This is a genomic window from Thermosporothrix hazakensis, from assembly GCF_003253565.1.
Taxonomy (GTDB): domain Bacteria; phylum Chloroflexota; class Ktedonobacteria; order Ktedonobacterales; family Ktedonobacteraceae; genus Thermosporothrix; species Thermosporothrix hazakensis.
In genome coordinates this window covers 1-24,051 of sequence record NZ_QKUF01000017.1, presented here as the reverse complement: position 1 = coordinate 24,051, position 24,051 = coordinate 1, and the positions used below count along the sequence as shown (strand labels likewise).

The following is a 24,051-nucleotide window of genomic DNA, read 5'->3' as shown; positions in this document are numbered from 1 at the left end:
ATAGAAAGGGGGGAAACATTTCCCCCCTTGCAAAAACAGAATATCTTTCTGGTATATACCGGCGCTACGCGTGAAAGACAGCCTGGGAAAGAAAGAAACCGATGAAAAAGAAGAGAGCGAAAAGCACCAGCCCCAGACCGATCATCAGCGGCCAGTTCACCCCACGACCGGCGTCAACAGGAGCGGCCTCATTGCCTCGCGCATAGTTCTGCTCCACAGGAGGATAGCCGGGAGAAGAGTTCATAGCCGTTGCCTGCTGATAAGCGGCTTCAGTGGTCGCAGCAGGATCAAGGAGCGGCTGTGAGACCTCCTGGCGATCAAGTAGGCCACTGACTGTCGCCTCGGGGTGGTAAGAGAGCAAGCCAGTTGGCGCACGCTCCTGAGAAGGTAAGCCTCCGGGAGCGCCACTTGCGACCGGCATAATCTGGCGAGGCTTGACCATATCTTCTGTCTGGTAGCTGGATTGAACCGGCTCCAGAGGTTCCAGGGCCTCAGCCAGATCTTTCAGTTCCAGATACATCATTTCCGGCGTCATCAGCCGTTGAGGATGTTGACGAATCACAGCGCGGGCAACAATATCGCAGAGTTCAGGAGGAACGCCACGTTGAAAGCGCAAGCGACCGTCGGAAGGGGGTTCAACAAACGTAGCACCCGGCGCTCGGCTGGTGAGCAACTGATATAGCAAAAGGCCAGCCGCCCGTGCATCATCGGCAAGGCGGCCCTCACTGATCTGTCCATAAGGCAACTGCTGATCCGAAATCGCGATGCCGTCTCCACCAACGCCACTCCACAAAGTAAAATACTGCATATCAGCAGGCAGCGCAAAATTACTGACGCGTACCAGTCCTCGACGATCCCGGATAACAGAGGAAGGTGTCAGATCTCCATGACAAATTTTTCGTCCAGAATTACTTGCATAAACGAGCGCAAGGCAAATCTGCCGTCCCAGATCCGCGACTTCAAAGGCCGACAACTGTGTTTGTAACAGCGCGGGAAAGTCATCGCCATCCACATACTCCTGTACAATATACAGGCAATCAGGTTCAACAATCAGATCATAGATCCCGACAATATTAGGATGGGAAAACTGAGAAGTCAGGCGGAGTGCTGCACGGTACGTTGCGACGTAATCGGCAGGAGTTACCTTAATAGCTACAACGCGCTGCAACACCTGGTCGAATCCTTGATAGACGGTACACGCACGCCCCTGTTTCACCAGCCGTTGAAGCAGGTAGCGCCGTTGAATGACTCGACCCGTTTCTACCATAAGCCCCTCAAGATTTTGCATCTTTTCCTATAAGTCCTGTAGAGCCAGTGTCACCGCTCCTACAAGATTGGCATCCGTACCCAGAGACCCCTGGACAATGCGCAAATCCTGAAACGCAGCGGGCAAGCACAAACGTTGGAGACGCTCCCGGAGAGGCCCGATTAACAAATCACCTGCTTGTGCGACAGACCCACCCAGGATAATCATACTTGGATTTACTAAATGGACAATATTAGCCAGGGCAATTCCCAGATAAGTACAAACCTCCTCAACACCCTGTCGTGCCAATTCATCGCCCTCAGCCGCCAGTTGAAACACCTGTGCGGCAGTGATACGCTCTGCACGTCCGTCAGTGATGCGACGGATAGCCGCTTCTGTCTCTGGATAGTTTACTGATCTCCCGATCAATCTGTTTACGATAGCCTGTGCCGAGGCAACAGCTTCCAGATGTCCAAAGCCTCCGCAGGAGCATCTGGGGCCGCCTTCCTGTACAACGAGCATATGACCAATCTCTCCAGCGGTACAGGAAACGCCATGATACACCTTCCCATCTACAACCAGAGCGCCCCCGATTCCACGCCCTAACCCGACATAAAGGACAACCCGTTCGCCGCGTCCAACTCCATAGATACATTCTGCCAACGCCGCGGCATTTGCATTATTATCGATAATACAGGGCACTTCCACCTGTTCTGTGAAATAATCCTGTAGCGGGAAATGATCCCACCCGTGCGCACGATGGAGGGTACGAACAAGCCCACGGCGTGCATCTACCAGGCCTCCGACCGCAATACCGACACGAAGGAGACGACCATCCAGCGCGGATCCAGTTACCTCGGAGAGCATCACTTTGAGATGTTCCAGCGCTGTATTTCGATCGGGCAAATACTCCAGGGGTCGGCGTATCTGATGGAGGATCTCACCATCTAAATTAGCCAGTGCCACCGATTGCCGCGCTCCTCCTCCGCTGATCTCAACACCTACCACATACCCCTGAGTTGCGAGCAGCTTATCAGTAACCCTTTGAGCGCTTGCTGGCCCTGTGTTTGGTATCCCAGTTGAAACACCTGAAGCGCGCAGTCTAGACACGGCATTACTCCCTTTTTCAAGCAGCTATTGAGCTGTACGAACGACCTTACTAGAGCAGTATCAGGGTATCCTCTCTGGGACAACATCGTGTTCAGTATATCACACTGTCCTTCTATAGCAAAGTTGCTAGGATGCCTGTCCCAGTTACAGAAGTTGCATACTGCCATACCTATTGTTACAATACCTTTTAAGACAAAAGCTTGTCGCAACTCTGGTATTTTACCTGTCGTTTACGGCAGGGTGGCAATAGCATTGCGGGAGCATTTACATTATGGCATCGTCATCTCCAGCTCAGGAGCAAGGCCAGATATTTATTGGTCCTGGGCTCAGCCGTTTTAAACTGGTCGTGACCACGCTTGGCATTATCGGCGCCGTGGGCGTGGTGCTCTGGATCGCGTATTATCAGATCCCTTCCTTTGGCGTCGGCAGCACGATTCTGGCGCTGCTCTTCATTCTGGGCTTTGTCTACTACCTGCGCTTGATCGCCCCCGTTCCTTTTACTATCTCGTTAACCGAGGAAGGCGTCATCAAGCGGAACAAGCGCGGTGAAGAGATCAAGGTGCGCTGGGAAGACCTGACACGCGTCAAAGAAGAGTTCTTCCCGAATGGGAAGCGCATCAGTGTGATCGCCTATCGCAAGGTCACCGAGCCGGGTCAGAAGCCTAAAGCCTGGGCCGTCTATCGGGATGATGTAACCGATCTAGACGGGCTGGCGGCTGCACTCAAGAGTGCCATTCCCGAGACCTGCGAATGGGTCAGCGAAACCGTTCACGAATAAAAGAGCAACCCTCTTTTGTCCTTCATCACGTATACGCATGAGCTTCGGTCGCTTTAAAGGTTGCATACACGATTTTTCCTTCGTGTAGCTCCATGCGAGCGGCCGAAGCTTCTGTTATCTCGGCCAGCAACGGCGGCGCTCCCTGCTCAATTGACATACTCACCCGCAAATGGCCGCCCGTGCGCAAAAGCTGCATAATCTCACCCCGGAAGATATTGCGTGCTGAGGTATCAGGCATACTCTGATACAACGAAACGCTTCTGGGATCAACGACAAGAAACGCCTCCGCCCCTACCTCCAATGCGTCCTCTTCCTTGACGGTTGCGATCACCTCCACCTGTGTTCCACCATTGCTCAGACCAATAGCGCAGGTCCGCCTGTCTTCCCTCCGCAGCACCCGGCCACGCAGAAAGTTGACACCCACCAATTCCGCTACATACGACGAACGCGGATACTCAAGTAGCTCCCGCTGATCTCCCTGTTGAATCAGCCGGCCTCGATCCAGCACCAGAATAGTGTGACCGAAAAGCAGCGCGTCCAGATAGTGGTGCGTGACCAGCACGGCGGTAATGCCGCTCTCCTGCAAGAGCCGTCGCAGCTCCTGCCTCACTTCGCGTCGCGTCTGAACATCAAGCGCCGCCATCGGTTCATCTAAGAGCAGCAGGGATGGCTGCAACACCAGGGCCCGAGCAATGGCAACACGCTGCTGTTGCCCGCCAGAAAGTTGTGTAGGCTTGCGTTGCTCAAAGCTGGTGAGGTTGAGCCGTTCCAGCGTCTCGCCCACACGCCGCCGTACCTCAGTTCCCGGGAGTCGCTGCGCTCGCAGACCAAAGGCAACGTTTTCAAATACGGTCAGATGTGGAAAGAGCACATAATCCTGAAAGACATAGCCGAATGGCCGGAGTTGTGGCGGCACAGCGATCCGCTGTTCGCTATCAAAATAGACCGCGTCATCAAAGGAAATATGCCCACGCTCCGGCTTCAACAAGCCAGCCAGGGCGCGCAACACCGTACTCTTTCCGGCCCCGCTCTCTCCGAGGAGCACCGTTGTTTTTCCACTTGCCGCCATAAAGTCCAGCGAGAGATGAAACGAGTGAACATGAGTATCAATCGCGACGCGAAGCATTGCAGCAACTCCCCTTTTTCTCATTTTTCAAATATATGCAAATACCCACAACACATACAAAAGCCAGAAGTGTTCTTCAGTCGCCTCCATTCTATCAGCTTCAAAGGGGAGACAAAAGGCGGGATCTACCTTACTTACTTTTTACACGTAGCGAAACTTGCGTTAGAATAGAAAATATGGTATACTTGGTATTCAAATACAAGTATCTGGTGTCTGAAATTTCAATCCAAATGGCAGGAAAGCATATGGCGACAAAGCCAATCGACCAAACATCCATATCGCATGCATGCTGTCCACGCTACGAACACGCCATTCAGGTACTGGGGAAGCGCTGGACAGGCTTGCTTCTGAACGTCCTGATGAAAGGCCCCAAGCGTTTTGGCGAGTTAACAGCGCTGGTTGACGGCCTCTCGGATCGTGTCCTGAGCGATCGACTTCGCGAACTGGAAGCCGAGGGTATCGTCAAGCGTGTGGTGTACCCACAGATCCCTGTGCGCATTGAATATCAACTGACGGAGAAAGGGCAGGCGCTCAAGCCAGTTGTTGAGGCTATTGAACAATGGGCTCAGGACTGGGTCACAATCGATCCAGAGCGGTGCCAGGAACAGCAGGAAGCGTAAGTGCAAACAAGCAAGCGATTCTATCCTTCTTACGCTTGAGGAGTTGCCATATTCTCTTTCGCTCCGAGCTTTGCTGTCTCGCAGAAAAGGCTTTTCGCTCATCTGTTCCTCGGAGCACCACACTATTCCAACAATAGGCCCCATTCAGAGCGTGCAGATAGGCCAGTGTGTATCTCATAGAAATACACCATAAACATACTTTGTCCATATTGTCACACAAAGTACAAATGCGCCTGATATGCCCGCTGTCCGCTGTCCAAAAAACTTCAGGAAGACCACAGGCGTGGGCCCTCCCCGCACCACTTGCGAGGTAGGGTATCATTTTTCCATGCACCAAAAACGCGGTGAAATATCTTCCTTACAATCTTGTCAAGATCGCTACTTCCCGCTACACTGTGTTATAACGATCGGTGAAGCAATGCGCATCTTCTTAAGAAGATAGATTGAGAGCAAACAGAGGTTTTCTATGGAAAATTTATGGGCCCCGTGGCGCATGGCCTTTATCAAGCCAAAAACTGAGCCTGAACCGGGCTGTATTTTTTGCACACAACCAGCAGCTCACCAGGACGAAAAGTATCATATTATCTATCGCGGCAAACTCTGTTTTATGATGCTCAACCTGTATCCCTACAACAACGGGCATCTGATGATCGCGCCCTACCAGCATATTGGAGCGCTGGAAGAGCTTTCGCCTGAAACATTGAACGAAATGATGGCGCAGGCACAGCTCGCGATTAAGGCGCTTCGATATGCGATGAATCCTGATGGCTTTAATATGGGCTTCAATCAGGGCAAGGTCGCCGGTGCCGGTTTCGCCGAACACATTCATTTCCATATCGTCCCGCGCTGGAACGGTGACACCAATTTTATGCCAGTGGTTGCCGATATCAAAGTAATGCCTGAGCATCTCGACAACGTGTACCGCGAATTGAAAGATGCCCTTGCCCACGTGCAAGAAGAGAAATAGAAGTACCGGGAATGGTCCCGCTTCATCCACAAAAAGTATGCAGGATAAGCAACATAACACGCCGCCTGATTTTGATGAAAACCTGATAGAGATCAGCGATCTAACACAAGCAGAACAGGAAAAAGGCCAGGCTTCACCCCAGAAGCACTGGCTTAGTTCGCGTTTGACGCCAAAACAGCGCCGGCACCGCCTCTTTATTACCTCAGGCATTGTGCTCATTGCTTTGCTCCTGCTTCTGAGTAGTATTCCGGCCGTGCGGGAGTTCTTCAGCCAGCCCGGCCTTACCACCGATTCGGCAAGTCAATCGAATCTCTACACGCTTCCGGCCCTTCCAGGGTGGGGACAATTTCATCTCGATGGTCACACGCTTATCTCGCCAACCGAACGGAGTCTCACGCTGACCCCGGGAAAACATACCCTTGAGTGGCAGGGTGAGCCCTTTACGCCTCTGGCATGTACGATCACCGTGCCTACAACGGAGAGAAGCCAGGATCCCAATGCCTGCCAGGTAAAGCAGACCATCGGCAATCAGCAAAAGGCCGTCAATCTGATTACCTTTCCGCAACATCTCTCGTTGCAGCAACTCCCGCCAGCCGAGCGGGCATCATTGCAGAAGGCCACACAACAATTTCTGGATACCCGGCGTTCCAGCGATACGGTTCAGCCGGGCGAGCTTTACGCATATAACAGCCACGATAAAGTGAAAAAGGCAACCCGTCCGCTCCAGGCTACACAGCGCTTTATCCTGGATACCGACGCAAGCAAAGAGGGTCAGTGCCTGCAACCCTCGCTTGGACCAAACTGTAAGCTCGACGAGCAGGATTGTCGCCTCTTCTGTACGTTGCCGTTCCCCATTCAGGACGCCTCGGGACAGAACGCAGCATCCTATACTCAGGAGGGCTGGAATGTGGGCGCAACTATTCGAGTTCAGTGGCAATACACGCTTCCCGGGAGCCAGCAACTGTATAAAACCGCCGCAGATAACACTGACGGCGAGCAATACCTGATCATCTTGCTGATCACACGAGAACAGGGAAAGTGGAAGGTGGCCTTCCATCCACAGCGTTTCAGCGGGTTTGGTGATCCGAACTGCACGCCCGCGATGGGACGCATCTTCAGCGAGGCACAATACAAAACGATCGAGAAGACCAATCAAAGCGCTTCCTGGACGTTCTTCTCAGGAGAGATTGCAGCAAGGGGCTGTCTGGCTGCCGCCCAGCTTTCGAGCAGCACGCTTCAACCTGTCCTTCCATCAAATACCGCTGATGCCTATATCCTGTATCGGTTCGGCGTGCTTCTGGCCGCGGATGACGCCGCTCATCGACTCTGGCCACACCTTCCACTCGCGAATGCACAACAAAAAGAGATTGTCTCTGATATTGCGGCAAATCCTGCATTTACTACCTGAGCCTTTCTTTCACCATTTGCAAGGCCTCAGATAAGCCCCCTCATCTTGTTCCCTTCCCTCTAGCCTTCTCATTTCTTCACCAGGATATACCGAAAAAGTACTATACACACCTCTATTTATGCGGATTGACACATGTTGACATGCTACAATAAAACGCAACGAAGCTCTTCCAGAATACCTGACAGTATTTTTGCGCACCGGAGAGCTGACAACAGTCAAAGAGGGCAAGCACATGTGTGCACAGAAAGCAGACAGTGTTTTTCAGAGGGCACATATAAAAGTACCTACTTATTTTTTCGAGCCAGCTCTGAACAGGCATCATTTTGAATGAGGTCGAGCCCTCCCCTTCATCCCGAAAAAACAAGGAGGATTCTCTTTCGTGAGTAAGAAGCTCTGGTTCTTCAGCCTATGTCTCGGGCTCGGATTCTTGCTTGCCGCTTGTGCTGAACAGCCACCGACGACAGGCAATCTCCCCCCCACCAACGCTCACCGTCACCTCAAAACCAACCGAGGTGATACAGCCAAAGCACACGCCAACAGCAACCGTTGTTCCTGCAACTCCAACACCGAAGCCAACCCGGGCCCCGGAACAGCCGACCGTCGTTCCCACGACACCCATACCGGAACCAACCCGGGCCCCGGAACAGCCGACCGTCGTTCCCACAACGCCACCTGTTGAGCCAACAACGCCACCTGCCCAGCCGACAGAACCACCCGTCCAACCCACGAAACAGCCCGGCACAACCGATCAGCTTGTCCAGCAACTGCTGGCCCAGATCAATCAGGATCGCGCCGCGAATGGCCTGCCCGCTTATACATGGGACGACGGGCTTGCGCTCTCTGCCACCCGGCATACACAGACCATGATCCAGAACGGCGAGCTCTCGCATCAGCTCCCCAGTGAACCCGGCCTGGGTCAGCGTATTACAGCGGCGGGCGTCGATTGGAGAGCCGTTGGTGAGAACATCGCCTACACCACTCAGACGAACTGGCAGGGTGTCTACGGAGTACACAAATCCATGCTGAACGAGCAGCCACCCAATGACGGGCACCGGAAAAACTACCTGAGCACAACCTTCCATCGCATCGGTATTTCTATCATTATCGATCAAACAGGGAAGCTCTGGCTGACAGAAGACTTTGCGAACTAACATAAGCAAAAGCGCGCTCTTCTTGCATCCTGTACCATAGAGACAGAGAGCAAGATGCGCTCGTAGCCAGCTTCAGGCTCAACAGACACACAGAGCAGGGAGGAAAAAGATTCTCTCCCTGCTTTTTTTGTACGAAAACCTCATTTGACAACAACGAACACCGGGGACTATTATGAGACTACTAACTGAGACATTCAGCTTATAGCGAACCTCCTTTCTTGTCAGCGAGGGAGCTTCCTGATTGCTAAGGAGATAATATGGCAGAGAGCAGAGCCAATGGCACTATATTCCATACACATCGCTTGAGTAACGGGCTACAGATTGTGGCCCAACCCATGCCGGATTTTGAGTCGGTCGCCGTCGCCTTTTATGTCAAAACCGGGTCTCGCGACGAGAAAGACCCTTCCATTGCTGGCGTCTCCCACTTTCTAGAGCATATGGTCTTTAAGGGAACGCAAAGCCTGGACTGGCAAGAGATCACCCTGGCATTCAACAAAATCGGCGCCGAATTGAATGCCTTTACTTCACACGAAGCAACGCTCTTTTATGCTCGCGTTCTGGGCGAATATCTTGATCGCGCCCTGGAACTGCTCAGCGATATGATGTATCCACGGCTGGCCGAAAGTGATTTCGAGATGGAGAAAGAGGTCATCGTGAACGAGATCGCACGGTCAGAGGATCAGCCGTACAACTATGCCTACCGACGCATGATGCAGACATACTTCGGTGATCACCCTCTGGGTCATGATGTCCTGGGCACGCGCGAGAGTATCCGCAATATGCGTATTGAGCAGATGCGGAACTACTGGCAGCAGCGCTATGCGGCCAACAACATCATTTTGACCGTTGCCGGAAATTTCGACTGGAACCATCTCGTAGAGAAGGCCGAGCAGCTTTGCAGCTCCTGGCGCACAGGCGATGCAAGCCGTGATATATCGCACTATGAGCCAGCACAGCCCATTAACAATATCATGGTTGATAAGAAGCTAAAGCAGCAAATTATGCTTCTGGCAATGCCCTCACTCGATGTTAAAGATCCTGACTACTATGCCGCGCTGCTTGGAGGCAGTATTCTGGGCGATAGCGATGGCTCACGTCTGTACTGGAACATCTATCAGCGTGGTCTGGCCGAGTCCGCAAGCGCTGGTGTCTGGGCGATGGAAGGCACCGGGTTGATGCTGATGGAAGCCAATTCAACCCCCGAGGATGCCCCTAAGGTGCTGAACTTGCTGCGGGCAGAGCTGGATAGCCTGCTGACCGATGGCGTACATGAAGATGAGCTCCGTCGCGCCAAAGATAAATGGATCAGCAGCATGGTGCTCAGCAGCGAATCAACGTTTGTCCGCATGCGCAGTATCGCCAGTGACTGGGTGACCGAAGGCCGCCTGCTCAGCGTGGATGAGGAAATTGAGCGCATCGAGAAGGTCACAACTGAAGATATCATGCGAGCACTTCACCGCTTCCCCATGCGAGAGAAGCAGGTTTTGACAGCGCTTGGCCCCCTGACAGAGGAAGAACTGCTCGGCACCGCATAAGACACTCTGCCAGCCAGCCCAGGATCACCCCGGCGGGTGGTCCTTTTTTACTGGTAATAGTGCGACAAGAGCATCATAGGTCAGGGCGATTGCATCGCCGGTTGGAGCCCAGGAAAGCGAGCGAATCCAGGCAGAGATGGGGACAGAAAAAGAGATGCTCCAATCTTCGCAGGAGTAGATCAGCAGGCGCTTCATATTCCCTGCCGAGGCCAGCAAACGGCCATCGGGTGACCACGCCAGCGCTTTTATCGGGGCAGTATGCTCCCGCAAGATGTACCGCTGCTTCCCCGTGGTTGCCTCCCAGAGCTGAATAGTGGCGTCCTGCCCGGCTGACGCTATCAGGTTCGCAGCAGGAGACCAGGCAACCGCATAGACCGGCCCTTGATGCCCCCGATACGTCACTACTGGCTCACCGGAGAGCGCAGAGCGGACAACGATCAGTCCATCAAAGCTCGCCGCTGCCAGCAAATCACCATCAGGTGACCACGCCAGCGAAAAGATGCGATATTGATCCTTCGCGATCCACTGTTGTTGCCCGGTTCGCGCCTCCCAAAGTTGAACCGAGCTATCGCCAAAATCGCCACCTGAAGCGAGTCGTGAACCAGACCAGCCAAGCGCTCGCACAAAGCGGCTATGCCCATGATAGGTACAAACAACACGCGCAGACTCCGGTTCCTGCAAAATCACCAGTCCCGAGGTATCACCGGAGGCAAGCAGGCTCCCATCAGGAGACCATGCAAGGGAAAGGACACAGGAAGGATGCGCGTTGAGGATGGCCTGTTGTGTACCGGTATGGGGAGAGAGCAGGTGCACCTGTCCATCGCGACAGCCAGAAGCCACCCGATCGCCGGCAGGCGACCAGGCGACAGTAAACACCTTATCGTTATGTCCACGATAGGTGAACGGCGTCATCAATGCTCTTTTGGTCCTTCAATCAGCAAATTAATCGCATGCGGCAACACTGGCAGAATATATTCCAGACATTCCCTGACCGCTTTCGGACTGCCGGGCAGGTTGATAATCAGAGTTCGCCCACGGACTCCGGCCACACCGCGCGAGAGCATCGCCATAGGAGTATATTGTAAGCTATGCGTGCGCATCGCCTCCGCGATCCCGGGTGCCTCGCGCTCAAGAATCGAGAGCGTCGCTTCTGGCGTCACATCGCGGGGAGCAAGCCCGGTACCGCCCGTCGTCAAGATCAGGTTCAGCTTCTTTTCATCGCTCCATTCGCGAAGAGTTGCCGCAATTTGCTCCAGCTCATCAGGAACAATAGCGCCCGCACTGATGACGGCATCAGGAAACTGCGTGATGATCGTCCGAATAGCTTCACCACTCAGATCTTCACGCAAGCCACGCGATGCACCATCACTGATAGTCAGCACGCCAATGGTCAACATCTCTTCTACCCTCCCGGGGTGAGCTCGCGCATTAAAGCGCCGATTTTTCGACGCGAGCCATACAGCCACACAATATATTCGTCGGGCATATCCTCGATCTCAACGCCGCAGCCCATTTCGGTAGCAAGCTTCCGCGCAATAGTGTGAAACTGTCCGCGCTCCGCCTCGTTACGGCTCTGGGTGCTCAAAGCAATCTTACCCAGGCGCTCTTCAGGCGAGAGCATGCTGTTAATCACCAGCACAAGCTGCTCATGACCGAAAACTACCTGTAACGGCGGTAACTCATCCGTTGCGACTTCCTGTTTCTGCTGCTTCTGCTCTTCCGTCTGCATTTCGCGTTGCATCTCAACGTGCTCATAGGTTTCACGCAACTTTTCCAGAATCAGCAGGCGAGCATCTTCGGGCAGATCGGTCCGCGGATGATAATAGATCAAGAGCTGACGTTCAGGATCAGAATAGATAAAGGGTCTGGCAAGCGCTGCCCTGCGTCCACATTGTGGGCATGTCGAGACATTGAGCAGGCCAGCCAGCACGGTATAGCGAAGTTGCGGGTCCTTCTCTACATTGACATACTCATAGATTGGTGCGGTAAACACTTCGCCGCAGGGACAGGTAAATGATTGTGTTGTGTAACGGGACATAAGCTTTCGCGTAGATTTCTATTCCTGACTCGTTCCCTTCAGGGATTGAGTATAACATGCACTTCCAAACGAAGAATACGTTTCGCTGTAAGTATATCTCATTTTGGAAAGCAAGAAAAGGGAAACCGGAGAAAGCAATCAGGTATCAAACGCGGCGACGCACTTTACTCATTGCTTTCTGCGAGAAGGCAAAATTGATGCCCTGTCTGCGCATAAACTCCTGAAAATGGGCATAAAACTCGGCCCTATCCTGCATCGTGATCACCGACACAGCATCCGCAGTCTCAATAGCGTAGGGATATCCGTTCCCCCCCGCGATGACCTCCGCACGAATCGCGTCCATCACTGGCTCAATGAGTCCGGCATCAACCATCCAACGCGGGAATTCCAGCCGGGCAGGCGGGCGACTGGCTGCCGTCTGCAAATAGCAGAACGCGATCTGATCATGATAGGGACCGTACAGGTCCAGAATATCATTACGCGCACAGATAAAGGCAGGCGTCCGATCTCCCCATTGCAGGCGTCCCTGCAAGAGCAGGGCATCATGGATACGCTTTGTTTCACGCAAGACTGGCTGCTGCTGCATAGCATCAAGACGGCGCAACATAGTAATCAGGTCCCGCGCATAGCTTGTATCAATATAGCCAATCAGTGGCACCTGAAGCTCTTCCGAGGTACGTAACAGACGCACCGCCGAATCAATGTAAAGTTGACGATAGCGTGGCGGCATCGTCAGCGCAAAGGAGACCACCAGCGAGCCATCAAAGAAAAAGAGGGGGCCATGCGCAGGTTCATCAGGCAGACGCTTTGCGGCCTGCTGCTCCATCAAGGTGCACAATATCTCAACTTCCAGTAAATAGCGCTTTAACGTCACCTGCATATCGGAGTAGGGGTAGCTGTCCGGTTCCTCGGTACTGCCCTGAAGCTCGTCCATCAGCTCATCAGGGGCCAGTACCTCCATCCGCACATCTTTGATATAGGGGTGATTGAACCGATGCGGGTTGATAAAAAAGCCCACCTGCACCAGCGCGACCGGAACCGAGGCATCACGCCAGGGCAGAATATGACTGCCGTCAACCGCCACCGTCGTCACACCCTCGATGCACTCGGCCCACTGCCGGGCCTGCTCATGCGTGCTAAAAACGGTGCCGAAGGGGAAGCAGGGAGCTCGGTATTCCTGCATCTCAGCGGTGACCAGCCAGCGATCAAATTCAATCGTTGAGCGTGCGCCTGCCGGTGGCATCCCGGGCTGTTCAGGAGGAAGCGCCTGCTCCAGTTCCGCGCTGGAGGGAAAGCGTCTATAGAGCGTTTCCAACGCCTGTCGATATGCCTGTAGCTGCTCGCCAAAGGTGCCATCATAGAGTTTAAACTGTCCACGCTTCGCCTGAAGCGCAGCTTGAAGCTTCCCTTTATGTAACATACCGTTTCTCCCCTGCTTAGTGCATCAACATCACATCGTCTTCCGATGAGAGGGCCTCAAAGGCTCGCGGGTAATCTCTGACCGCATCCTCATCCAGAAGCTGCGTTTCTCCATGCACCTTGCGCACCCGAATCAGACTATCAAGCCCTTGCTCAAACGTATCATCATGGCTAATCACAATCAATTGCTCAAAGCCGCGAACACGCCTGATCTGTTCGGCCAGATTCATTCTACGCATCTCATCCATGTTTTGCGTGGGCTCATCAAAGAAGGCGATATTGAGCGTTGACAGTTTTTTCAGGAGCGCCAGACGTACCGCCAGGGCCGCGCTCATCTGCTCGCCGCCGCTCAACTGGGCGAACGTTCGGGCCACGCCCTGCCGTCGCAACACAATTTCATACTCGTTCTGCCAGGACAGCTGTGCGCTATGATCTCCCATAATCTCGCCGAAAATACGATTTGCCTCGGCAGAGATATCATTGAGCATCGCTTTCAAGACATGGGGCGCCGCCTCTTTGATCAGCTTCCGAAAATACTCGGTCAGGCCATACAGCTCATCGAGTTCATTGTACTCTTTTCGCGCGGCTTCCAGTTCCTCCTGCTTCACCTCTCCTTCCGCAATGCGCTGTTGCAGGCCGCTCATTGCTTCCTGTAGATGCCTGATCTCCCCGGCCAGGCTGCTAAGATCTCGATCAAGCTGGAGCTTCTTCAGCCGGACCTGTTCAAGAGCCATACGATCAAAACCAGCAAGGGCCTGCTGTGAGGCCTGTTGAGCCTCTTCAAAGGCATGCTTTGCCGCCTCTACTTCGGCCTGCTGCCGCTGATACTCCTGTTCACGAAGCGCATATTTTTGGGCCGTCTCTATATATTTTAGATAATTCTGATATCCTGGCAGGCAATGCTGTAGCTCCTGTTCCTGTGCAAGGACACGCTCGTCCAGCGATTGATAGGCAGCCAGCTCTTGCTGTAAGGAATGCATCTGTTGCTGAAGCTGCTGGATCTCGGCCTGTACCTCGGCAAACTGACGCTTCAACGTTTCTTCTTTCGCGATGATCTCCCGCTGTCCCCGGCTATGTGCGCGGGGATCATCCAGACGCAACAGCTCTTCCTCGATCTTCGTGAGCAGGCTCCTGCTCTCGCGCAGGCTGTCGAATTTGCGGCGCAAGTCCTGCAATTCCCGCTCCAACTGATCAATAAGTTCCTGACAGCCCTTTTTTTGTTCGTAGAGGGTGGGTAGAACGCTGATTTGCTCGCTGGCAAGGCGGCTCTGCTGATAGAGGCGCTCTGTCTCCTGTTTCTGCTGGTCCAGCCCTTTTAACATGGCTGCATCAGCCGAAAGCGCAGCAATCTCGTTCTCATGGTGCGCAATTTCACGCTCAAGCTCCTGGGAGAGATCTGCCCATTCATCGCGTCGCTGGATATACTGATCCAGCTTTGTCAGCGCCTCCGCATATTTCCGAACTCGCTCGATACGCTGGACAACCGCTGCATACTCCTGACGCACCTTCGCCAGTTGCGCCTTCTCGCTCTGCAAGAGATCCTCAAAGTATGATTCCAGGCTGGCGATGCCACGCTGCTTGATATTGAGGCAGCTTTCATGTAACAGGGGGCATTGCCCACCGGCAGACTGGGCACGAGAGCGCGCGTAGCCCTCAATATTGCCTTCCAGCCGATTGCAACGGGCTGCGAGCTGTTCCTTGCGTGCTTCCAGTCCTGGCATCTCCTCGGCCTCTGCCCGATGTGCCTCAATTGCCTCAACATGCTGCTCTACCTTATGCAGGCGCTCAGCAACCTGAAGCTGCCGCTGCTTCCTTTCCTGGACAAGCTGCTGCTTATCACGGATCTTTTGAAAGATATTCTTGCGCTCGTTCTCCTGAACCAGCAGGCGTTTACGGGCGTGCTCATACTCGTTCAGCTTCTCAGCAACAGCTTTGAGAGGCTCAATACGGGCAATCTTCTGTTCCAGTTCGCGCAGCTTCTTTTTCTGGTTCTCCTGCTGTTCGCGCTTGTTGGTTCCTTCCCGCATCACAGTTTCAAAGCTCGTGATCTGCTGCTTGAGCTTTTCCCGTTGCTGTTCAAGCTCAATCTGTCGCTCAACCAGCGGAGCAAGCTCGATCACTCTGGCTTTTGCCTGCTCGACTACGACAAGCTGCTGCTTCAGAAAATTCAGCCGTTCCTGTGCAGAGGCATCGGAGCGCTGAATTTCAGCTAATTGTTGTTGAAGCAGGCTCTGGCGACGCTGTTCCTGACGCAAGATATTGAGCGCTTTTTCCACTTCAAGGTAGCGCTGATATGACTCCTGATTCTCGTTGACGATCTGTCGGGCCATGCGTGCCTGCTGTAGTTGCAGCTCATAGCTCTTCAGAAGTTCCTGCGCATGGCTATATTCGCGCTCGGTTTCTCTGCACTTCTGCTCAAGCGTCTGGACGAGTTCATGCTGCGCGGTCAGTTTCTCCTCTTCACGTGAGAGCAACACCAACTGTTGGGTCAGGAGCGCACTTTGTCGAGACCACTCCTGTTCACGCTTCCGCTTCTCCTCAAGCTCGTTGCGCCATGCCTCCAGATCCTGAGTCTCGGCCTCAAGGCGAACAATCCGTTTTTCTTGCTCCTCTCGCTGCTCCTTATATTGTCTTTGGGTCTCTAACAGATATTCAGCCGCCGTCTTGTAGTCTTCGATCTGTAGCAGGGAGTCAAAGGTTTGCTTGCGTTTACTGGCGGTTTCAAGAAAAATCGAGGTAAATGTTCCCTGAGGAACGCCCAGAGCGTCACGGAAAAGAGAAGCGAGGGGCCGGCTTCGATCAATACCAAAGAGTTCATGCAGCTTATCCATCACATCGGCGCTTTGCTCAAGACGAATATTGGCGCCCTCATCGTATACAAACCAGCGCGATCCAGACCCACAGCGCCGTTCAACAACATAGGGGCGCTCATCTCCGCCGATCAGGTGCACGGTGACACGTCCCCACTTCTCACCTTCACGAACAAAGCGCGACTGACTGTAGGGAAGATAGTCAAACAGAGCGAAACCAATCGCTTCAACCAGTGTTGTTTTTCCGGCTCCATTCTCGCCGCTGATAGCGGTGGTGCCCCGACGCAGATCAACAGTGAAGTGATGATAACTTTTAATATTTTCTAACTCGATACGGGTTATTAACATAACAACGCCTTCCCGGTAAACGCGAAAGTCTCTTCAGAGGCGACTTCTCTCACCCTTATTCCAAAGGGGAAAAGCAAAAGTGGAAAGATACTGGTTGATTATAACACGTGAGTGCCTGATTGAGACCGCAAAGCTCAGAGAAAGGGAATGGAGCCGCTTTTCATGCTTCTCTCCAGAAACCGGGACTTTTTGGACAAGGTGCCGTGTCGCATCCAGAGCCCGCGAAAATGAAGCGAGTATGCTCAGCCATTCGTATCATTCATATATTGTACAGATAGATCTTTTTTGATACAGTGTCCCGGTCTATGCTCTCATCCGTTTTGAGATGCTGACTTAGCTAGCAGGAGATCGAGTAGAAGTGTATGCGCACAACAGCCTGCTTTTCTCTCTATCCTGATAGTATTAGTTGATTTCTACATCATTTCTATGATCACGGAATGAAGATACCATCTCAAATTATACAAGGATGACTCATAGTAAGACAGGCAGTGAGCGGACCCATTGCCCGAAGAGTAGGAACAGGGACAAAATCGTCTTCAGGCAGCAAGAAGCCTGCCACAAGCTATGAAAATGGCTTGACTAATTGTGCAAGAGGGGGTATCTATATATATATGGCTTTTTATTCAACCGATCCCATCAGGAACAATCAAATCGTCTTCAGGGAGGAATAGCAGCGAGCAAGAAGCTTTTTGTCAACCTGTGCAACGCCGCAGAAACAGAAGGGATCAGCGAACGGTTCGCAAAGAGAAACGCTCTCTAGCGCCAGGAAGCCATATAGACACACAACATAGCCGCCCTTTGTTTCCTGTCCACCACCCATCTGAAGCGGGACAAAAGGAACACACGCTCTATTTTATTCCAAAGCATCTCATTACGACAGCAAACGGGGCAAAGAGAGGCAGGATCACGCTCTCTTACAGTAGCAAAGCCGCTTCTTCTCAGAAGAAAGAGCACAGAGGGACGATTGATTTCAGAAGCGAGGAAGAGAACACAGCGTTCCGACGTCGTGAAGGAATCACCCGCTATGCCAAATAGCAAGTAAGCCGAAGGAGGATCTGAGATGTTTCGTGAGCAACGAGAAGCTCTCGACGAAATCGTTACAAAAATGCGTTCTGGACGCATGAAACGCCGTACTTTTATGGAGCGCGCACTTGCTGTCGGTCTGACAGCCAGCGCAGCGATGTCGCTGTTAGAGGCCTGTGGTGGGGACACCCCGAGCGGCAGTAATGGCACAGTCAATCTCGTCTGGCAGAGTGAGAGCGACAAGACCGACACCTACAAGAACATTGTCGAGGAATTCAACAAGACGGTTGGTAAAGAGAAAAATATCCATGTGACCTGGCAAAACGGGCCGAACAGCACCGACGAAATGATGACCAAGTACAACAACATGTTCCGCGCCCGCAATGCAGAGATCGACATTATTTCGGTGGATATTGTCTACCCCGCTATGTTTGCTGAGCAGGAATGGACCGTTGAAATCACCGACAGCATGTGGCCATCCAGCGAGCGACAGAAATATCTCTCGGCACCCATTGCAGGATGTACCTACAACGGGAAACTCTGGGCCGCTCCCTTCCGTACAGACCTGGGCCTGCTCTACTACCGCACTGACCTGATGAAGAACGCGCCGCAGACCTTCGATGAGCTCGTCTCCATATCAAAGGATGTAGCTCCATCAAAGGTACAGAGCGGCTATGTCTGGCAGGGCTCACAGTATGAGGGTCTGGTGTGTAATTTCTGTGAAGTGCTTCACGGCTACGGCGGGGCCATTCTTGATCCCAATGATGCCAAGAAAGTCACAGTCAACACCCCGGAGGCCGTTGATGCTCTGACCATGATGGCAAGCTGGGTCGGCTCCGTTTCTCCGGCTGCCGTTACCACATACACCGAGGACCAGTCCCATGCAACATGGGCCGCGGGCAACGCTGCCTTTATGCGCAACTGGCCCTATGCCTGGGTAATCGACAATGATCCCAAGCAGTCAAAGGTCGCGCAAAAGTTCGCTATCGCCTCCTTGCCACACGGGAGCAAAGAGAGCGCCGGTCATTCCGCCATTGGTGGTTGGAACCTGGCCATTAACGCGTTCTCCAAGCATCAGGACGAGGCATGGGAGTTCATCAAGTACATGCTTTCGGCCGAGGCTCAGAAGAAGGCTGTGCTAAGCGCAAGCTGGGCAATGGTTCTGCAAAGCATCTACGACGATAGTGATGTGCAATCCAAGATCGCATTCTACAAGGACTTGAAGCCCATTCTCCAGAATGCGAAGCCGCGCCCGGTCTCTCCAAAGTACACGACGGTGTCAGAATCCATTCAGCGCCATGTCTATTCTGCACTGAAGAAGAGCGCCAAGCCCGATCAGGCCATCAAGAGCCTGGCCGACGATCTGCAAAGAATCGTACAATCATAAGCCATCTAGCTACACTCAGGGGTAACGTTCTGTTACCCCTGACTCTCTCGCAACAGCTCCGTCCATTGCACAGGGGCATTTCTGCCCTCCAGCACGCACAATTCTCACCAGATCAGGCCCTTATACCTTCAAACAGCGCTTAACAGAAGGAGAAAACTCATGGCTGTGAAAGAAGCAAAAGTCGAAAAAAGTGCTTCTCCTGGCCTCATGGATCGTATCAGGATGAACGGCGGATTTCTGCCTTATATCCTTATTCTGCCGACACTTCTCTTGATTCTGGTCATTGCGGTCTATCCCATGCTGGACTCAATTCGGCTCAGCATGCTGCATAATCCGTTTGCCGCGCGCCCGAAATTCGTTGGTCTACAGAACTATATCACGGTCTTTCAGGACCCGGTTTTCCGCCAGGCGATGGGAACAACGATGATCTATACCGTGCTCAGCGTTGCACTGGAATCGATCTTCGGCTTGCTGATCGCGTTACTCATCAATAAGTCCTTTCCCGGACGTGGCCTGGTACGCGCGGCAATCCTGGTTCCCTGGGCATTCCCGACCATTGTTTCGGCACAGATGTGGTTCCTGATGTATGGCGATCAGACAGGTATCCTGACCTACATCCTGCGCTCCCTTCATTTACTTGCCGAGGGCGACACGCTGCTGAATAGCGTGTCGGGTGTCATTACCGCATCTGTCATCACTGATGTCTGGAAAACCACACCGTTTATGGCCCTCTTGCTCCTGGCCGGTCTTCAGGTCATTCCTGCTGATCTCTACGAGGCCGCAAGCGTTGACGGCGCAACCCGCTGGCAGCAGTTCACGCGCATCACGTTACCGATGCTGAAGAACCCTTTCCTGATTGCGTTGCTCTTCCGTCTACTCGACGCCATCCGCGTCTTTGACCTGTTCTATGTCTTTGGTAAGCAGATGGTCCCTTCTCTTGCCTCGTTTGCCAACATCCGCATGTTTGGCAGCAATACCGAATTCTCGCAGGGAGTTGCAACCTCTATTCTCATCTTCATCATCGGTATTATCATCAGCATCATCTTCGGCAGTATGTTACGAAGTATGCTCAAAGAGCAGGGCTAAACCATCAGGCAACCTTGAAGGAGATATATAGTTTATGGCACAAGACGTCGTAAAGAAACGGGCCTCCAGGGCAGCAAAAGACCAGGAGAACGGGAAGCAATGGTCCTGGGCAGCTTTTGGGCGCTACATTGCCGTTATCGTGGTTGTTTTTATAGCCCTGGCTCCGCTCTACTGGACCTTCATCACCTCGGTGAAGGATGGCACCGAAATTAATGCCTATCCGCCAACGCTATTCCCGCATCACTGGAATTTCAACAACTATATAGACGCATTCACCAAGTCAGATTTCTTTCTGCCGACCCTGCGCAATAGCGTTATTATTGCCGTCGTTACTACGGTCGTTTCGCTCCTCTTCGGCATTCTTTGCGCCTATGCGCTCGGTCGCACCAAGTTCTACGGAAAAGGGGCGATGCTGGCAATCGTCCTGTCCGTCAACATGTTCCCGTTTATCGCCATCGTTGGCCCGCTCTACATTCTTTTCACGAACGGGCTCTACATCTACAATACCTATGCCGCACTGATCGTTCCGAACATTGTGGCTACCTTACCGCTGACGATCTGGTTCCTCACGTCTTTCTTCCGGGATCTTCCGGCAGATCTGGAAGAAGCAGCGCGTATCGATGGCGCTTCTCGCCTCCAAGCGCTCTGGCACGTGATTGTACCACTGACCGCGCCCGGCGTCTTCGCGGCAGCGATCCTCTCATTCATCGCCGTCTGGAACGACTTCCTGTTCGGCTTGACGCTGACCAGTTCGACCGCGGCTCAGCCGGTCACCGTTGGTATTACCTTCTTTAACTCGGAACACCAGACCTCTTACGGTATGCTTGCGGCAGCGGCTATTGTCGTCACGATCCCGCTGGTTATTCTGGTCCTGTTCTTGCAGCGCCGTATTGTTTCCGGCCTGACCGCAGGTGCAGTAAAAGGATAATCCCTCCGTTGTTCCTTTCGGCGTCTCTGCTGAAAGGAACAACCCTTTTTCTTCCTCTTCCCACTCTTCTGCTGCAAACGGAATTTTTGCCGTCTTCTCTCCTTGACAAATCGCAAATGTAATGCTACTATGTCAAGTATCAGAAGGGACATGAAGAAAGCTGCCGGGTCCACAAGGTGCTACAGGCTGATGCTTTAAAAGCAGAGGTAGAGGCTTTCTCTTCTTTCTGATGGAGACAGTAGTTTAACGGTGAGAACTTCAGATTGTGGCTCTGAAGATAGCGGTTCGATTCCGCTCTGTCTCCTTTCTGGCAGGCAAGGCAGCAAAGAAGGGGGGCTGCCTTTGCTTGCCAGATGACGCACAGGTGGCTGAGCGGTTAAAAACATCTGACGGGAGATTAATGGTCCCGACGGACTACGGAGGTTCAAATCCTCCCCTTAGGCCTGTGAAGACAAAGGGTAGCGTCACTTGTCTGTCGAACGAGAGAAAGTGGGTTCGAGTCCCATCACAGGCGTTTCTCCTGCCTTATCTCCTTCTTGAGAAAAGCCAGAAGCAGAATGTCTTCTCCACTCCATCTCTGCTTCTGGCTTTCTTTCGTTGCAAGCAGGCTAAAGCTTGCGTAACCAGACTTCCTGAACCAGATGATTTGCTCCCTTCTTGAGAATCAGGTGCGCCCGCTCACGCGTCGGCAAGATGTTTTCACGCAGGTTGAGCCCGTTAATCTCCTGCCAGATAGAGCGGGCAGTATGAATGGACTCTTCAAGCGAGAGCTGTGTGAAATGTCTGAAGAAGGACGAGGGATCGCGGAATGCGGTTTCACGCAGGGTTAAGAAGCGCTCAATATACCATTGTTCAATATGAGCTTCGTCGGCATCTACGTAAATAGAGAAATCGAAAAAGTCAGAGACGAAGAAACGGGGCCCTTTGCGTGAACGCCCCTTCTTCCCGGACTGAAGCACGTTCAAGCCCTCAACTATCAGGATATCAGGTCTTCGGATCACCTGCATTTGATCCGGCACAATATCATAGGTTAAATGCGAATAGATCGGCGCTGTAACCTCTTCCATCCCGGATTTCACATCGGCCATAAAACGGAGGAGACGCCGCTGATCGTAGCTCTCGGGGAAGCCTTTCTTGTTCATCAGACCCCGCTCCTCTAAAATCCGGTTGGGATAGAGAAAGCCATCCGTCGTCACCAGTTCGACATGCGGACGCGATGGCCAATCCGATAGAAGCGCCTGCAAGAGACGAGCAGTGGTGCTTTTCCCCACAGCCACGCTTCCGGCAATACCGATCACATAGGGTACCTGCGCGGTGGTATGCCCCAGAAAGGTACTGGTAGCGGCATGCAATTTCTGGACAGCACCAACATAGAGATTCAGCAAACGTGAGAGTGGAAGATACACATGCTCGACTTCTGCGAGAGAGATACGGTCGTTCAGGCTGCGCAATGCGTTCAGACGCTCTTCAGAGAGCGTTAATGGCGTATTGGCGCGACGCTGCGCCCACTCCTCACGAGAAAAGACGATGAAGCGTGAAAGTTCTGTCGTATGCTCATTGGCAATAATATTCATACTTTTCTATCAAGCAACCAGACACCAGGAAACAGCATGGATGGCACCCGGTCACTCCTTTCACTCCTTAAAATCTCTGAATACGATATTCTTCAATCGATCGATCATGGCTGGCATGCGCGAGAAAATACAACCGTTTGACCGTCACGCAAGATTATATACTTTTTATTGTACATAGCAAGAGCTTCTTTATGGCAGGTAGCTGGCTAGCATCCATACCCCGCTTACCACATAGAAAAAGGTCCGGGAATATTCCCGGACCTCTGACTTTTTCAGGCATCTTTAGGCCGAAGCTGCCGCCTCGCGATAGGAAGGCGGAGTTGCCTCAATTGAGCCTGTTTCAATCATGATCTGCCGTAGTTGAGCTGCATCAATTGTTTCATACTTACGCAACGCCTGTGCAATTCGGTTCAGCGCCTCTCGGTGCTCGGTCAGCAGGGTGACAGCGCGTTCATGCGCCCATTTCACGATACGAGACACTTCCTCGTCAATGACGCGGGCAGTACGCTCACTGTACTCCCGTGAGCCGGTCGCAAGCGCCGTTCCCGCAAACGGGTCTTCACGCTCGCTATATGAGATCTGGCCCAACCGCTCACTCATACCCCAACGCGTCACCATCTGCCGGGCAATTGCAGTTACACGTTGCAGGTCATTTTCAGCACCGGTTGTGATACGGCCAATCGCCACCTCTTCAGCGGCACGACCACCAAGCGCGGTCACAAGCTGCGCTTCGAGATACTCACGCGAATAATTGTAGCGATCATCCAGCGGAGTATACTGAGTGACACCAAGCGCCTGACCACGAGGGACAATCGTCACCTTACTCACCGGGTCGACGCCTTCGGTCAGGATACCGGTCAGGGCGTGACCACCCTCATGATACGCCACAACGTTAAGATCCTCTTCGCTCAGGATCAGCGGACGCTCGGCACCCAGAATGATCTTGTCCAACGCCTCTTCAAAGCACTTCTGGTCAACCACGTCCATGTTACGTCGTGCAGCCAGCAGAGCGGCCTCGTTGACCAGATTCGCCAGATCAGCACCTACCATACCCGGTGTGCTGCGCGCAATTGCCTGCAAGTCAATATTCGGCGCCAGCGGAACATCACGCGTGTGTATCTTCAGAATAGCCAGACGCCCATTGGCGTCGGGGCGATCAACGGTCACACGACGGTCAAAACGGCCCGGACGCAACAGCGCTTTGTCCAGTCCATCCGGACGGTTGGTCGCGGCAAGCACAACCACTGCCTGACGAGCATCAAAGCCGTCCATCTCTACCAGCAACTGGTTCAAGGTCTGCTCACGCTCATCGTTGCTGTTAATGCTGGAACCACGCTGGCGACCGACAGCATCGATCTCGTCAATGAAGATGATGCTCGGGGCGGCTTTCTTGGCCTGATCGAACAGGTCACGCACGCGACTGGCACCAACACCGACCAGCACTTCAACAAACTCAGAGCCGCTCATGGAGAAGAAGGGCACGCCTGCTTCACCAGC

The 24,051-nt window shown here is 53.0% G+C and carries 19 protein-coding genes and 2 tRNA genes; 11 read left to right on the top strand and 10 right to left on the bottom strand.

Going from position 1 to position 24,051, the window contains the following annotated elements:
* Positions 1-64: 64 nt before the first annotated feature.
* Together EI42_RS20300 and EI42_RS20295 are read right to left on the bottom strand one after the other, a co-directional pair.
* A complete protein-coding gene (locus tag EI42_RS20300) occupies positions 65-1,267 on the bottom strand; it encodes a protein kinase domain-containing protein (RefSeq protein WP_211326275.1) in 1,203 nt (400 codons plus the stop codon).
* 27 nt (positions 1,268-1,294) lie between these two features.
* Positions 1,295-2,356: an ROK family protein gene (locus EI42_RS20295; protein WP_170211509.1), complete on the bottom strand. Its 1,062-nt coding sequence runs from the start codon at positions 2,354-2,356 to the stop codon at positions 1,295-1,297.
* Positions 2,357-2,627: 271 nt separating this feature from the next.
* On the opposite strand from EI42_RS20295, the gene EI42_RS20290 reads away from it, so the two are divergent.
* Positions 2,628-3,134, top strand: a complete 507-nt coding sequence (locus EI42_RS20290; protein ID WP_111324464.1) for a hypothetical protein — start codon at positions 2,628-2,630, stop codon at positions 3,132-3,134.
* A gap of 25 nt (positions 3,135-3,159) precedes the next feature.
* On the opposite strand, the gene EI42_RS20285 is transcribed toward EI42_RS20290, so the two are convergent.
* Positions 3,160-4,260 carry an ABC transporter ATP-binding protein gene (locus EI42_RS20285; protein ID WP_170142777.1) on the bottom strand — a complete coding sequence of 367 codons (1,101 nt, stop codon included), beginning with the start codon at positions 4,258-4,260 and terminating at the stop codon, positions 3,160-3,162.
* Positions 4,261-4,505: 245 nt separating this feature from the next.
* On the opposite strand from EI42_RS20285, the gene EI42_RS20280 reads away from it, so the two are divergent.
* From EI42_RS20280 to EI42_RS20260, 5 genes are all read left to right on the top strand, one after another.
* Positions 4,506-4,880 carry a winged helix-turn-helix transcriptional regulator gene (locus tag EI42_RS20280; protein ID WP_111324462.1) on the top strand — a complete coding sequence of 125 codons (375 nt, stop codon included), beginning with the start codon at positions 4,506-4,508 and terminating at the stop codon, positions 4,878-4,880.
* A gap of 466 nt (positions 4,881-5,346) precedes the next feature.
* Entirely contained in the window at positions 5,347-5,847 is a 501-nt protein-coding gene (locus EI42_RS20275) for an HIT family protein (RefSeq protein ID WP_111324461.1), read from the top strand.
* Positions 5,848-5,884: 37 nt separating this feature from the next.
* Positions 5,885-7,255, top strand: coding sequence for a hypothetical protein (locus tag EI42_RS20270; RefSeq protein WP_111324460.1), 1,371 nt, complete (start codon positions 5,885-5,887; stop codon positions 7,253-7,255).
* 440 nt (positions 7,256-7,695) lie between these two features.
* Positions 7,696-8,406: a CAP domain-containing protein gene (locus EI42_RS20265; protein ID WP_246046406.1), complete on the top strand. Its 711-nt coding sequence runs from the start codon at positions 7,696-7,698 to the stop codon at positions 8,404-8,406.
* Between the two features lie 257 nt (positions 8,407-8,663).
* The gene (locus EI42_RS20260) at positions 8,664-9,941 is read left to right on the top strand and encodes a M16 family metallopeptidase (protein ID WP_111324458.1); all 1,278 of its coding nucleotides are present in this window, start codon (positions 8,664-8,666) and stop codon (positions 9,939-9,941) included.
* A gap of 24 nt (positions 9,942-9,965) precedes the next feature.
* Here EI42_RS20260 and EI42_RS20255 read toward each other — a convergent pair whose 3' ends face one another.
* From EI42_RS20255 to EI42_RS20235, 5 genes are all read right to left on the bottom strand, one after another.
* Positions 9,966-10,853 carry a WD40 repeat domain-containing protein gene (locus EI42_RS20255; RefSeq protein ID WP_111324457.1) on the bottom strand — a complete coding sequence of 296 codons (888 nt, stop codon included), beginning with the start codon at positions 10,851-10,853 and terminating at the stop codon, positions 9,966-9,968.
* Complete coding sequence (gene mog / locus EI42_RS20250; RefSeq protein WP_111324456.1) at positions 10,853-11,338, bottom strand: molybdopterin adenylyltransferase; 486 nt, start codon at positions 11,336-11,338, stop codon at positions 10,853-10,855. The genes EI42_RS20255 and mog overlap by 1 nt, the downstream gene beginning before the upstream one ends.
* 5 nt (positions 11,339-11,343) lie before the next feature.
* On the bottom strand, positions 11,344-11,979 hold the full coding sequence (locus EI42_RS20245) for a CpXC domain-containing protein (protein ID WP_111324455.1): 636 nt from the start codon (positions 11,977-11,979) through the stop codon (positions 11,344-11,346).
* Positions 11,980-12,124: 145 nt separating this feature from the next.
* Positions 12,125-13,399, bottom strand: coding sequence for a DNA double-strand break repair nuclease NurA (locus EI42_RS20240; protein ID WP_111324454.1), 1,275 nt, complete (start codon positions 13,397-13,399; stop codon positions 12,125-12,127).
* Positions 13,400-13,415: 16 nt separating this feature from the next.
* Positions 13,416-16,556, bottom strand: a complete 3,141-nt coding sequence (locus EI42_RS20235; RefSeq protein ID WP_111324453.1) for an AAA family ATPase — start codon at positions 16,554-16,556, stop codon at positions 13,416-13,418.
* Between the two features lie 1,060 nt (positions 16,557-17,616).
* Here EI42_RS20235 and EI42_RS20230 point away from each other — a divergent pair.
* The 5 genes from EI42_RS20230 to EI42_RS20210 all read left to right on the top strand — a co-directional run bounded on the left by EI42_RS20230 (position 17,617) and on the right by EI42_RS20210 (position 21,494).
* Positions 17,617-18,966: an ABC transporter substrate-binding protein gene (locus EI42_RS20230; RefSeq protein ID WP_111324452.1), complete on the top strand. Its 1,350-nt coding sequence runs from the start codon at positions 17,617-17,619 to the stop codon at positions 18,964-18,966.
* A 159-nt stretch (positions 18,967-19,125) separates the two neighbouring features.
* Positions 19,126-20,052: a carbohydrate ABC transporter permease gene (locus EI42_RS20225; protein ID WP_111324451.1), complete on the top strand. Its 927-nt coding sequence runs from the start codon at positions 19,126-19,128 to the stop codon at positions 20,050-20,052.
* 34 nt (positions 20,053-20,086) lie between these two features.
* Positions 20,087-20,980: a carbohydrate ABC transporter permease gene (locus tag EI42_RS20220; RefSeq protein WP_111324450.1), complete on the top strand. Its 894-nt coding sequence runs from the start codon at positions 20,087-20,089 to the stop codon at positions 20,978-20,980.
* 232 nt (positions 20,981-21,212) lie between these two features.
* Positions 21,213-21,284 (top strand) — tRNA-His (locus tag EI42_RS20215).
* A gap of 137 nt (positions 21,285-21,421) precedes the next feature.
* A tRNA-Asp gene (locus tag EI42_RS20210) sits at positions 21,422-21,494 on the top strand.
* A gap of 94 nt (positions 21,495-21,588) precedes the next feature.
* Here EI42_RS20210 and coaA read toward each other — a convergent pair.
* Together coaA and EI42_RS20200 are read right to left on the bottom strand one after the other, a co-directional pair.
* Positions 21,589-22,554 (bottom strand): type I pantothenate kinase, encoded by a 966-nt coding sequence (coaA, locus tag EI42_RS20205; protein ID WP_111324449.1) that lies wholly within the window; start codon positions 22,552-22,554, stop codon positions 21,589-21,591.
* Between the two features lie 282 nt (positions 22,555-22,836).
* Positions 22,837-24,051, bottom strand: a 1,215-nt coding sequence (locus tag EI42_RS20200) for an ATP-dependent metallopeptidase FtsH/Yme1/Tma family protein (protein WP_146505393.1), incomplete at its 5' end; no start/stop codon positions are given.